The organism is Bradyrhizobium sp. CCH5-F6, assembly GCF_001556045.1.
GTDB lineage: Bacteria > Pseudomonadota > Alphaproteobacteria > Rhizobiales > Xanthobacteraceae > Bradyrhizobium.
This window is the reverse complement of sequence record NZ_LSIC01000146.1, coordinates 14,158-26,415: the sequence shown is the minus strand read 5'-3', so window position 1 is coordinate 26,415 and position 12,258 is coordinate 14,158. Positions and strand designations below refer to the sequence as shown.

General features: G+C 65.0%; 11 protein-coding genes. 4 read left to right on the top strand and 7 right to left on the bottom strand.

Going from position 1 to position 12,258, the window contains the following annotated elements; genetic code table 11:
- Complete coding sequence (locus tag AX729_RS26250; protein ID WP_061027117.1) at positions 1-492, top strand: SRPBCC family protein; 492 nt, start codon at positions 1-3, stop codon at positions 490-492.
- Positions 493-570: 78 nt separating this feature from the next.
- On the opposite strand, the gene AX729_RS26245 is transcribed toward AX729_RS26250, so the two are convergent.
- The 4 genes from AX729_RS26245 to AX729_RS26230 are packed head-to-tail and all read right to left on the bottom strand — an operon-like array spanning position 571 to position 4,944.
- A complete protein-coding gene (locus AX729_RS26245) occupies positions 571-1,794 on the bottom strand; it encodes an ABC transporter substrate-binding protein (protein WP_061027115.1) in 1,224 nt (407 codons plus the stop codon).
- A gap of 20 nt (positions 1,795-1,814) precedes the next feature.
- Complete coding sequence (locus AX729_RS26240; protein WP_061027113.1) at positions 1,815-2,801, bottom strand: Bug family tripartite tricarboxylate transporter substrate binding protein; 987 nt, start codon at positions 2,799-2,801, stop codon at positions 1,815-1,817.
- A gap of 57 nt (positions 2,802-2,858) precedes the next feature.
- Positions 2,859-4,055, bottom strand: a complete 1,197-nt coding sequence (locus AX729_RS26235; protein WP_061027112.1) for a CaiB/BaiF CoA transferase family protein — start codon at positions 4,053-4,055, stop codon at positions 2,859-2,861.
- Between the two features lies 1 nt (position 4,056).
- Complete coding sequence (locus tag AX729_RS26230) at positions 4,057-4,944, bottom strand: IclR family transcriptional regulator (protein WP_061027110.1); 888 nt, start codon at positions 4,942-4,944, stop codon at positions 4,057-4,059.
- 214 nt (positions 4,945-5,158) lie between these two features.
- Here AX729_RS26230 and AX729_RS26225 point away from each other — a divergent pair, with 214 nt between their 5' ends.
- Positions 5,159-6,001, top strand: coding sequence for a hypothetical protein (locus tag AX729_RS26225; RefSeq protein WP_061027106.1), 843 nt, complete (start codon positions 5,159-5,161; stop codon positions 5,999-6,001).
- A gap of 3 nt (positions 6,002-6,004) precedes the next feature.
- Here the strand turns inward: AX729_RS26225 and AX729_RS26220 are convergent, their stop codons facing one another.
- Genes AX729_RS26220 through mhpA form a run of 3 tightly spaced genes read right to left on the bottom strand, consistent with a single transcriptional unit; the run spans position 6,005 to position 9,646 of the window.
- Complete coding sequence (locus AX729_RS26220; protein WP_061027105.1) at positions 6,005-7,216, bottom strand: ABC transporter substrate-binding protein; 1,212 nt, start codon at positions 7,214-7,216, stop codon at positions 6,005-6,007.
- Between the two features lie 47 nt (positions 7,217-7,263).
- Entirely contained in the window at positions 7,264-8,115 is an 852-nt protein-coding gene (locus tag AX729_RS26215; protein ID WP_061027102.1) for a fumarylacetoacetate hydrolase family protein, read from the bottom strand.
- A gap of 22 nt (positions 8,116-8,137) precedes the next feature.
- Positions 8,138-9,646, bottom strand: a complete 1,509-nt coding sequence (gene mhpA / locus AX729_RS26210) for a bifunctional 3-(3-hydroxy-phenyl)propionate/3-hydroxycinnamic acid hydroxylase MhpA (RefSeq protein ID WP_061027100.1) — start codon at positions 9,644-9,646, stop codon at positions 8,138-8,140.
- 237 nt (positions 9,647-9,883) lie between these two features.
- Here mhpA and AX729_RS26205 point away from each other — a divergent pair, with 237 nt between their 5' ends.
- Together AX729_RS26205 and AX729_RS26200 are read left to right on the top strand one after the other, a co-directional pair.
- Positions 9,884-11,032, top strand: coding sequence for an ABC transporter substrate-binding protein (locus AX729_RS26205; RefSeq protein ID WP_061027098.1), 1,149 nt, complete (start codon positions 9,884-9,886; stop codon positions 11,030-11,032).
- A gap of 14 nt (positions 11,033-11,046) precedes the next feature.
- The gene (locus tag AX729_RS26200) at positions 11,047-12,228 is read left to right on the top strand and encodes a cytochrome P450 (RefSeq protein WP_061027170.1); all 1,182 of its coding nucleotides are present in this window, start codon (positions 11,047-11,049) and stop codon (positions 12,226-12,228) included.
- The last annotated feature ends 30 nt before the right edge of the window (positions 12,229-12,258 follow it).

Genomic DNA, 12,258 nt, shown 5'->3' with positions numbered 1-12,258 from the left:
ATGACGAGTTCTGGCAATCCCGCTCTGTCGCAATGGTCTCTCGACCGCGAAATCGTGATGTCACGCGTGATCGACGCGCCGCGCGAACTGGTGTTCGAGGCATGGTCCGACCCGAAGCATCTGCCGCAATGGTTCGGGCCGAAGGGATTCAAGATCGAGACCTTCGAGATCGACGTGCGGGTCGGCGGCGTCTGGCGCTTCAACATGATCGGGCCCGACGGCACGGTCTACCCGAACCGCATGAGATTCCGCCGCATCGAGCGGCCTTCTCTGATGGAGATGGATCACGGCCTCGACCAGGACGATGATCCCGGCATGTTCCGCTTCACCGTCACCTTTGCCGAGCAGAGCAACGGCAAGACCGTTCTGATGATGCGCCAGCTGGCCTCGAGCACCGAGCAGCGCGACGGTATGATCGGCTTCGGCGCCGTCGAATACGGCTACCAGACGCTGGACAAGCTGGCGGCGTATGTCGCGGGGATGAAGGGATGAAGGAGCGACGGCTTCATCCGCGGTGAAGGCCGTCGCGCCGAAGGGCGTTGAGCGCCGGGCAAAACGGCCTCTCGCTGCTCACTCCCTGGCCTCGTCCGTCACGATGTCGCCGAGCTTCTGCCAGCGCTGGCCGTCGAACTGCACCATCTGGAACTGCTTGTTGACCCGATAGTCGGTCGGCGTGGTCGTGACCGAGATTCCCGGGAGCGTCAGGTCGAGCTCGACGTTCTTGAGGTTGGCCGCCTGTCGCATGACGTTGTCGCGGGTGAGATCGTCGCCGCACTGCTTCAGCACCTGCACCAGCAGTTGCGCGGTGATGTAGCCGTAGACGTTCAGGTTCGACTCTTTGTCACCCTCCGGATAGTACTTCGCCATGAAGGCGAGATATCGCTTCATGCCGGCATCGTCCTTCCATTCGGGGTCGGCGGCGTCCTTGACGTAACCGACGCTCACGATGCCCTTGGAGTTGTCGAGGCCTGCCGGCTTCAGCACGGCGCTGACCGAGGAGGCGTTGATGTCGATGATGTGCAGCGGATTCCAGCCGATCTCGGCGACTTTCTTGATCGCCTGGGCCGCCTGCTTCGGGGTCGTCGCGCTGAACAGGACGTCGGCGCCGGCGTCCCTCAGGCGCAGGATCTGCGAGTCGATCGTCGGCTCGGTGATCTCGTAGGACGTCTCGGCCACGACCATCTTCGCGGCCTTGTCGCCGAGGCCGGCCTTGAGGCCGGCGAGATAATCCTTGCCGAGGTCGTCGTTCTGGTAGAGCACGCCGATCTTCGCGTTGGGGTGGTTCTTCAGCAGGTACTGCGCATAGATGCGGCCCTCGACGAGGTAGGACGGGTTGAAGCCCATGGTCCAGGGGAAGTTCTTCGGGTCGGTGAAGCGCGCCGCGCCTGTCGCGGCGAAGAGCTGCGGGATTTTCTTGGCGTTGAGATATTTCTGCACGGCGACGTTCGGTGCCGTGCCGATGATCTGGAACGTCAGCAGCACCTCGTCGCTTTCGACCAAACGGCGCGTCTGCTCCACCGTTTTCGGCGGCGAGTAGGCGTCGTCATACTGGATCAGCTCGACCTTGCGGCCGTTCACGCCGCCCTGGTCGTTGATCATCCTCATATAGGCGGCCTGCGTCTTGCCGATCACGGCATAGGCCGAGGCCGGACCGCTGAGCGGAACGGTCTGGCCGACCTTGATCGCGGTATCGGACGCGCCGGGGTCGTATTTCTTCTGGGCCTGCGCTGCCGCGCTCGAGAGCGCCAGAAGCAGCGCGGAAGCTGCGATGCGTTTGAGAAGAATGCTTTTCATGTTCCTGTCCCTCCTGCTTGTTATTCGCCCTTGAGGCCGGCTTCGCGGATCAGCCTGGTCCACTTCTGCGTCTCGTTGTCGATGAACCGGCCGAACTCGGCCGCGGTGCCGGCGCGAACTTCGAGGCCCTGGGCGGTCAGCTTGTCCTTGATCGCGGGTTCGGCGAGCGCGCGCAGAACTTCGGCCTGGAGCTTGTCGACGATCGCCTGCGGCGTCGTGGATGGCGCCATGAAGCCGTACCAGCCCGCGGCGGCCACGTTGGGAAAGCCCTGCTCGCGCAGCGTCGGTGCCTGCGGGTAGAGCGCGCTGCGCTCAGGCGAGGCGACGCCGAGCACGGTGAACTTGCCGCTCTGGATGTAGGGCAGGGCGGTCGGCAGCGCCGTCAGCGTCGCATCGACGCGGCCGGCGAGCAGCTCGGTGTAGGAGGCCGCATCGCCCCGGAACGGGATGTTCAGCCCCTTGACGCCGGCATCACGGAACAGGAGCTCTCCGGCGAGGTGCGGCTGCGAGCCGGCGCCGGGAGAGGCGAAGGTCAGCCCGTCCGGCTTCGATTTGCCGTAGGCGATCAACTCGGGCAGCGTCTTGAAAGGGGCGTCGGCACTGATGATGAGGAACAGCGGCGCGATCACCACCATCGCGACCGGCTGCAGATCCTTGCGGTCATAGGTCAGCTTGCCGAACAGCGCCTCGGCGGTCGCGTAGGGCGCCGCGACGTACAGGATCGTGTAGCCGTCGCCCGGCGCATGGGCGACCATATCGTTGGCGATGCGCGTGCCCGCGCCCGGCTTGTTCTCGACGATGAACTGCTGACGCAGGCTGCGGCTGAACTCCTCGGCCAGCAGGCGCAGCGAGATGTCGTTGGAGCCGCCGGGCCCGTAGGGCGAGATCAGCCGCACCATGCGCGAGGGCCAGGCGTCCTCGGCATGCGCCGCCAGGCCTGATCCTGCTGCAAGGCCGCCTGCGATCGTGCCCAGCAGGGTTCGGCGTGTGACCTTGAATGATGCCACCGTTTTCGTCCTCCCTCTTGTTGTTGGTCTTCTTGTGTTGTTGGTCTTCTTGCGACGTCAGATCACCTTTCGTCGGGTGAGCTGTTCGATCTCCTGATCCGAAAGGCCGAGCCAGTTCCGGAAGACCTCGTCATTGTCCTGGCCGACGTCGCCCGCGGCGTGGCGCAATCGCGCGGGGTCGACGGTGAAGCGAGGAACGGCATTGGTCATGGCAACCGTGCCGAAATCCCGGTCGGCAACGCGGGTGATCACCTCGCGCGCTCGCACTTGCGGGTCGTCGGCGATCTGATCGATCGAATAGATCGGGGCGAGCGTTCCCTGCGCGGCATTGAATCGCGCGAGGACCACGTCGAGCGGATGGGCGGCACACCAGGCCGCGAAAAGGTCGTTGAGCTCGGCGGCGTGCCTGACGCGCTGGTCGTTGGTGGCAAAGCGCGGATCGTCGATGAGGTCGGGCCGGCCGATCGCCCGGCAATTCGCGGCAAAGAGGGCGTTGGTCGAACCTGCGAGAGTCACCCAGTGATCGTCGCCGGTACGAAACACAGCGGCCGGCGCCGAATAGCCGTTGGCGTTGCCGATACGGCTGCGAACGGCGCCGAGCTGGTCGTGCTCGATGGCGAGGACGTCGAGCAGGCGAAAGACCGCTTCGGTCAGCGCGAGATCGATCTCCTCGCCCGGCGCGTGCGGGTCGCGTGCCCGCTTCCACAGCGCCGCGAGGATCCCGACGGCACCGAACAGGCCGCCGATCGAATCCCCGATCGGGTAGCCGGGATGGGTCGGCTCGCCGTCACTCTCGCCGGTGATGTAGGTCAGTCCGCCCATGGCCTCGAAGATGCGGGCGAAGCCGGGGCGATCGCGATAGGGGCCGTCCTGCCCGAAGGCGGTGGCGCGCAGGATGACGAGGCGGGGCTGGATCGACCACAGCACCTCCTTAGGAAGGCCCCAGCGATCCAGCGTTCCCGGACGAAAATTCTCGATCAGCACGTCGAAGCGCGGAAGCAGCTGCTTGAACAGCGCAAGTCCTTCCGGCGTGCGCAAATCGAGCGTGGCAAACTTCTTGTTGCGGTTGGCGGCCTTCCACCACAGCGGCTTGCCGTCCTTGAAAGGCGGAAACGACCGCACGCCGTCGCCGGGCCCGGGCATCTCGATCTTGAGCACGTCCGCGCCGTAGTCGGCCAGCAGCGTGGCAGCAAACGGCGCCGCGATGATCGTCGCGATGTCGAGAACCTTCAATCCTTCGAGCGGCCCGCCCATGTCATGTCCCGGTGCTTGTGATTTTCTTGGTTTTGCGCGGCGGCGTCGCGAGTTCTACCTGCCCGACGACGGCGCGGATGCTGTCGGCGAGCGCCGCGATGCGCGGACCGATCTCGGCCTCGAGCTGACCTGGCTGGAGCCTGAAGGCGGGGATGCCGCAATTGATCGAGAACGACTGCTTCGATTCGCTTGCATGAAACAGCGGCGCGGCGACGGCATGGATCGAGGCCATGTACTCGCCCCAGCAGGTGCAGAAGCCGCGGTTCTTGCATTGCGCGATCCCGGCGCGGTATTTCTCGCGCATCACTGACCACAGCTCAGCGTCTTCGGCAGCGATATTCCGTTCCAGCCGGTCTGCATCGGCCGGCGGCAAGGTCGACGCCGCGGCGCGGCCCATGGCGGTCATCACGACGGGAATGGGCATGCCGATGTCGGGCACGTGCGGGCCGACATCGCCGGAGCGCGCGGTCTCGACATAGATCATCGAGGTGGCGTCGAGCAGGCCGATCGAGACCGTGCCGCGGACGCTGTGCGCCAGCTCCTGCATCATGGGCCGCGCCACCTGGCGGAATTGCATTCCGGCGAGCAGAGGATGCGCCATCCGCAGCGCCCGCGCGCCGACGCGGTACTTCGCCCGCTCGGCGTCGTAACGGAGGTAGCCGAGCTCGGCCAGCGTATGGGTCAGCCTCGCCACCGTCGGCCGCGGGATGCCCGTCAATGTCGACAGCTCCATGTTGCCGAGCAGCGTGCTTCCCGCCTTGAACGCCTCGAGCACGACCAGCCCCTTCGCCAGCGTCGTGGCGAAGGCGGCGTCATCGACGCTGTCGGCCAGCACTGCGGCGGCGGAGGAGGGCGGATGTCGCGGTCTGGATAAATCTCTCGGGGCCATTCCCGAATATCAGACGGCGAAATCGCATCTGTCCAATAGATTCGACAATATTTGAGAAATTGTCCGATATGTGGACGCATATGTCGCGTCGATATGTTCGTTGAAGGACGCGCCGGGGCGGGCCGAACACACGGATTTTTGTCGTGATTGCATGGCCTGTTGTGACAGGATTATTACGACGACATGTCAGATCGATAATTTTGCGGAGCGGTTCATGTTGCGGTGGCAGGCGCGGTCAAATCCCCTCGCATGGTGGTGGGGATCCCTGACGTTCGTGAGCGGCGCCAATATCCTGGTGTGGTTCATGCTGTACCGCGAATTCTACCCGACGCCTGCGGGCAGCCTCAGTGGCGGCTCGGACATCGGGCTGATGCTGCTGCTGTGCGCCGGCTACGTGTTCGGCTGCGCGTTCCGCTCGATTCTGCCGCGCGCCGACGTGCAGCGCATCTGCCTGTTCGACACCTGGCTGTCGAGCGTCATGGTCGGCCGAACCGTTGCGACCGTGGCCGAGCTCTGCTTCGTCGCGCAATGGGCCATCATCCTGCATCAGCTCGGCAAGATGACGGGCGCCGAGACCGCGGTGAACATCGCGCTCGTGATCGTGCCCATCATCATCATCGCGGAGTGCTTCTCCTGGTACGCGGTGGTGACGACGAATTTCCTCTACAACGCGATCGAGAACTCGCTGTGGGCGGTCACCTTCTTCCTCGCCGGCATCGCGCTATGCCGCCTGATGCCGGAATTCCAGGGCGTGGTGCGCTGGGCGCTGATGTCAGGCATCGTCGGCATCGCCTGCTTCCTCGCTTTCCTCGTCACCGTCGACGTTCCCATGTATCTCAGCCGGTGGCGGGCAGGGCACGCCGAGGGCGGGAGGTTTTTGGGCTTCCTCGAAGGCCTGCACGACGTCTCGACGCGCTGGGTCGTGACCCACGACATCGCGCATTGGAAGGGCGAGCTGACCTGGATGTTCCTGTACTTCAGCGCCGCGGTGTGGTCGAGCCTGGCGCTCTGCGCGCTCTACGCGATGGAAGGCTACATCACGCGCTATCTGGCCTAGCGATTATTTGCCGACCAGGCTGCACTTGCTGCGGTCGAGCGGACGAAAGGCCTGGTCGGGCGGGATCGTCGCGACCAGCTTGACGAAATCCCATGGGCCTTTCGATTCCTCCGGCGTCTTGACCTGAACCAGATAGAGATCGTGCACCATGCGCTGGTCCTCACGAATGCGGCCATTGGGCGTGTAGGCATCCGACACCGGGGTCGCCTTCATCTTCGCCATCACGGTCGTGCTGTCGTCGGAATCGGTATCCTTGATCGCTTGCAGATAATGGCGCACGGCGGAGTAGACGCCGGCCTGGATCTGCGAGGGCATCGCCTTGCGGCGCGCATAGAATGCATCCGAGAATTTCCGGGCGGCGGGCGAGACGTCCTCGAAGAACGAGGTGACGATGAGATCACCACGCGTTGCCTTCAGCCCGACCGATTCGATGTCGACGTTCTGGAACGACATCGGCACGATCTTCATGCCTTGCGCGGCCAGACCGAATTCCTCGGCCTGCTTGATCGCGGTGGCGTTGTCGCCGGCGACGTTGATCGCGAGGATCTTCGCGCCCGACGACTGCGCCTGGAGCAGGAACGAGCTGTAGTCGGGCGTGCCGAGTTGCGCTTTGACGCTGCCGGCGACCTTGCCGCCGAGCGCGGCGATGCGCTCGCGTGCAGTCGCCTCGATCGAATGGCCAAAAGCGTAATCGCCGGTGATGAAGAACCACGGCTCCTTGCTGGTCTGCATGATGCCGGAGACCACCGCAGTCGCCGTGGAGAAGGCGTCCTGGGTCCATTGCACACTGGTTGGCGCACAGGCTTCGTCGGTGAGCTGGTTTGCGCCGGCGCCGGAGATGAGGAATATCCTGCCGTTGCCGCGCACGAGCTCCTGCACCGCCAGCGCGGCGCCGGAGCTGCCGCCGTCGGCGATCGCCTGTACCCCGTCGCTAAACCATTTTCGCGCAAGAGAAGCCGCAAGGTCCGGCTTGTTCTGGTGATCGGCCTGCAGGATCTCGATCGGCTTGCCGTTGATCCTGCCGCCGAACTCCTCCGCCGCCATCCGCGCCGCTTCGACCGAGCCCGGGCCCATCGCGGTGGCGAACACGCCGTTCATGTCGGTGAGCACGCCGATGCGGATGGCGTCGCCCTTGATTTCGGCCCGCGCAGCGGAGCCCGCGAGCGCGAGTGCAATCAGCAGGGTGGCGGCGGAGGTGGTGCGGGTCGTGCCCATGGCGTTGGCGTTTCCTGAGTTTATCGTTGATTGATCGGTCTTGACGGTCAGGCCGGTTCGGCGATCACCGCGTTGCGCAAGGTGCCGATGCCGGAAATCTCGACTTCGACGGTGTCGCCGGGGCGCATCCACAGCGGCGGCGTGCGCTTGGCGCCGACACCGCCCGGCGTGCCCGTGACAATGACGTCGCCGGGCGCGAGCGGGCAGATGGTGGAGATGTAGGCGATCAGCTCGGGAACGGCGGTGATCAGGAGATCGGTGGTGGTGTCCTGCACCACCTTGCCGTTGAGGCGGGTCTGCAAGGTGAGCCTTGACGGATCGGGGATCTCGTCCGCCGTCACCAGCCACGGACCGAAACTGCCGCTCTCCGCAAAAGTCTTGCCCGAGAGGAACTGGCTGGTGTGACGCTGCCAGTCGCGCACGCTGCCTTCATTGTAGCAGGAATAGCCGGCGATGTAGCCGAGCGCGCGGTTGGCGGGGATGTGGCGGCCTTCCTTGCCGATGACGAGGGCGAGCTCGCCTTCATAATCGAAATCGTCGCTGACCTTCGGCTTCACGATGGGCTGGAGATGGCCGACCTGGCTGCATGGGAAGCGAACGAACAGAGCCGGTTTCTCGGTGACGGTGCGGCCGGTCTCTGCGACATGGTCGCGGTAGTTCAGACCGACGCAGATGATCTTGCCGGGATCTGGAATGACGGGGGCGAAGGTAATGCTGTCGAGCGGATGGTCGGGCGCGGTGGATGCGACCAGCTCGGCCGCCTCGGCAACCCGACCTGCTTCAAGCAACTGCCGCAGTGTGGTGCAGGGCGCCAGGCGCGCGCCGAGATCGACGACGCCATTGGCCTTGAGGGCTCCAAAGGAGGTGCGTCCGCCGGCGATGAAAGAGAGAAGCTTCATGAGATATCCTCGAGATGTTCGGTCAGGCCGCGGACGGCACGTTGGTCGGAGGCGTGATGGCGGCGACGAGCCGGTCGAGCTCGGCATCGTTACGGGCGGTGCCGCGGATATAGCGGTCGGGGCGAACGAGGGCGGCCGTGAGGCCGTGCTCACGGAGCCAGTCGCCGACGCCCTCGGCATCGTCGCTGGTCAGGATTTTGACTCCTGCTTGCGAAAGAACGAGACGCGAGGGAATCGTGGCTGCGCTGTCGACGACGAGCACATGGCTGTAGCCGATCCGGTCGTCGCCCCGGCTGCCGTCTCGCAAGGCGAACTGCGGCGCGAGATGTCCGGCGAGAGGCAGATCGCCGAGCGCAAGCCCGGGGCCGAGCAGGGGCTTTTTCACCTCCAGCTTGACCGGCGCATTTTCGCGCGCTTGGCCGGCGGCAAGGCCCGCCTCGATCGCCTTGGTGTTGATGACGCCGCCGAGGCGAATGGCGAGCTCGATGAACTCGCGCACATGCGGCTGGCGTTCGCTCTGATAGGTGTCCAGCAGGTGGGGCGGGGCGCTGTCGCGGATGACGGCGGCGAGCTTCCAGGCGAGATTGGCGGCATCGCGAATGCCGGCGCACATGCCCTGGCCGAGAAAGGGCGGCGTCTGGTGCGCAGAATCGCCCGCGAGCAACAGTCGATCGTTCCGCCATTGCTGTGCGATGACGGAATGAAACGTGTAGACCGCGGCGCGCTCGATCTCGGCATCGTCGGGAGTGATCCAGCGCGACAACAGCTCCCACACCTTCGCCGGCTGCGCGACCTCCTGGGAATCCTCGTCGGAGAGGACCGTGATCTCCCAGCGCCGCCGCGTGCCGGTGCCGCGCACGTAAGTCGCCGGACGGCGCGGGTCGCAATGCTGAAGGCTGTAGTCGCCGAGATCGTCGCGGTCGCGCTTGAGCAGAACGTCGATCACCAGCCAGCGCTCGTGGAAGCCGAGATCCTCCATCCCTGAGCCGATGAAGCGGCGCACCAGCGAGCGAGCGCCATCGCAGCCGATCACATAGCCGGCGCGGACTTCAGTGAGTTTTCCGTTCGACAGGTCTTCGTAACGGACGCGCACGCCATGCTCGTCCTGGTCGAGCGCGAACACGTCGCAGCGGTTGCGCAGGGTGACGTGCGGCCAGCGGGCGAGACCTCCGATCAGAACGTCCTCGAGGTCGGGCTGGTGGAAGCGGTAGCTGAGATTCCAGCCCATCGGCGTCAGCGTCTGCGGCCGCGACCAGTCCAGCAGCATGCCGCCGTCGGCATCCAGAAACAGCATGCCGGGACTGAGAATGACGTGCGGCAGGATCGCGTCGGCAAGGCCGATGGTCTGGAACACGCGCATGCATTCGTCGTCGAAATGCACCGCGCGCGGGAGATGATAAGTCCGCGCCTCGCGCTCCAGCATCAGCGTCCGTACGCCGCACAGGCCGAGCAGGTTCGCGAGTGTCGCGCCGACCGGGCCGCGGCCGACGATCACGACGTCGAAATGGTCAGGGTCGGATTTATCTTGCATCGTCTCTCTCTTCCCCAGACAGGCCGTCGCATCAACGCTTCCGCGCCAAGTGTCCACCCAGCGGACGCCCGGGCGCGAGCGGGCAGCCCGGCACCGGACCGCCAGTCATGAGACTCAGCTGTCCGCCAGCCGGACAGCTCGTCGATATCGCTACGCGCCGGAGCTTCCGTTGCTTAGGGAGGAGTCAAAGGAAATAAGATTCAGGTCGCCGGCAGGCGATCCAAGGAGGAGACGGCGATGCTGCGATCTTTGCTGGGCGCGTGTCTGGCGCTGCAATTGTTTGGGGCGCCACTCCTTGCCGCCGACCTGAACGTCGGGATCATCCTTTCGGCCACGGGGCCTGCGGCTGCGATCGGCATTGCCGAGCGAAACGGAGCGGCCTTTGGTCCCGCCGAGATCATGGGCAGGAAAGTCAATTATCTGTTCCTCGACGAGGCCTCCGACAGCACGGCGGCCGTCGCAGCCTTGCGCAAGCTCTATCAGGAAAGCAGGATCGACATTCTGGTCGGCCCCACCACGACGCCCGGCTCCTTCGCGGTGATCGACCCCGCCGTCGAGTACAAGGTGCCCGTGATCACGCTCGCGCCGGTGAATGCGCTGGTCGCACCGGTCGACGCGCGGCGGCGCTGGATCTTCAAGACCACGACAAATGACGACCACGAGGCGGTGCCTCTGTTCGCGAACATGAAGAAGACCGGTGTCAAGAAGCTCGCGCTGATCGGATTTGGCGACTCGTACGGCGACGCATGGAGCAAGGTCAGCGCCGAACTGTCCGCGAAATCCGGAATCGAGATCGTCGCAGACGAGAAATATGCGCGGACGGATACGACGGTCGTCGGGCAGATCCTGAAAATCATCGCAGCAGGTCCCGATGCGGTGCTGATCGCCGCCTCGGGTGCGCCGGCGGCGCTGCCGCTGTTGCAACTGCGCGAAAAGGGCTATGCCGGACAAATCTACGGGACGCTCGGCGCAACCTTCGGCGATTTCCGAAAGCTGACGGGCAAGCAAGGGGACGGCATCTTCGTCCCGCTCAGCCCGGCGGTGGGGGCCGCATCCTTCCCGGACGAATACTCCGCCAAGAAATCAGCGCTTGAATTCATCCAGCGTTACGAGACGAGGTTCGGTCCCGACAGCCGAAATATCTTTGCAGGCTCCGCCTACGACGCGCTTCTCCTGATCGAACGCGCGGCGCCCACGGCACTGAAGACGGCAGAGCCTGGGACCGCCGAATTTCGTGAGGGCCTGCGCAGCGCCATTGAAGGGCTGAGGGGCATCGCGGGCTCCCGCGGCGTGTACAATTACGGCCCCGATGACCACACCGGGCTGGACCAGAGTGCCTTGATCCTCGGCAAGCTTGAAAAAGGCCAATGGGTGGCTGTGCGCTGATCGGGAAACGGAAGATGATCTCACCGGAAGCGGGCTGCCCAGTCTACGATGTCGATCTCTATGATGACGACGTCCTCAGCGATCCCTATCCGCATTACCGTGCGTTGCGCGATCTCGGCGCCGTGGTTTGGCTGCCGCGGAACGGGCTGTTTGCGCTCGCCCGTTTCGATGACGTGCGGGCGGCCTTGCGTGCTCCGGGACTGTTCTCGTCGGCGCAGGGCGTAGCCGCCAACGACCATGTCAACGAGATGTCGCGCGGCACGACGCTCGCGAGCGACGCGCCATTGCACGACCGGCTTCGCGCGATCATCGCCGCTCCGCTGCTGCCGCGCGCGCTCGAGGAGATCGGACCGCAGATCAGGGCCGAAGCGCGGCAATTGGTCGATGACCTCGTGGATCGCCGTGAATTCGACGCCGTCACCGACCTCGCGCAGCACCTGCCGCTCACCATCGTCTCCAAGCTTGTGGGACTTGAAGACTACGGCCGCGGCAGCATGCTGCGCTGGGCTTCGGCCACCTTCAACGTGCTCGGTACCATGAACCCGCGTGGCTGTGCCGCCTTGTCCGATGTCCATGAAATGCGCAGCTATCTCGGCGGCCCCGCGATCCGCGAGCGGTTGCGGCCCGGCAGCTGGGGCGACCGCATCTTCGCAGCCGCCGATCGCGGGGAGGTCGAAGCGGAGCGTTGCCCGGTGCTGATGCGCGATTATCTCGGGCCGAGCCTCGACACCACGATCTTCGCCACCGCGAATCTGATCATGCTGTTCGGCCGCAATCCCGGGCAGTGGGATCTCGTTCGCGAAGATCCTGCACTCATCCCCGGCGCCATCAACGAGGCGCTGCGGGTGGAGTCGCCGATCCGGGGCTTCACGCGCCATCTCACGGCCGCGGCAAAGATAGGTGATGTAACCATTCCAGCCGGCAGCCGCGTCTTGTTGCTCTATGCCTCGGCCAACCGCGATGAGCGAAAATGGCATGATCCGGAACGCTTCGACGTTCGCCGCCGCGCCAGCGACCACCTCGGCTTCGGCAACGGCGTCCATATGTGTGCCGGGCTGCATCTGGCGCGTCTGGAGATGACGGCGTTGCTCGAAGTGCTGGCGGAGCGGGTTGTGCGCTTCGAGATCGGCACGCCCGTACTGGCGCTGAACAACGTGCTGCGGGGCCTTGCCTCCTTGCCGGTCCGGGTGAGCTGAAGCATATCCGGACCAGAACGGCCTGGGCTG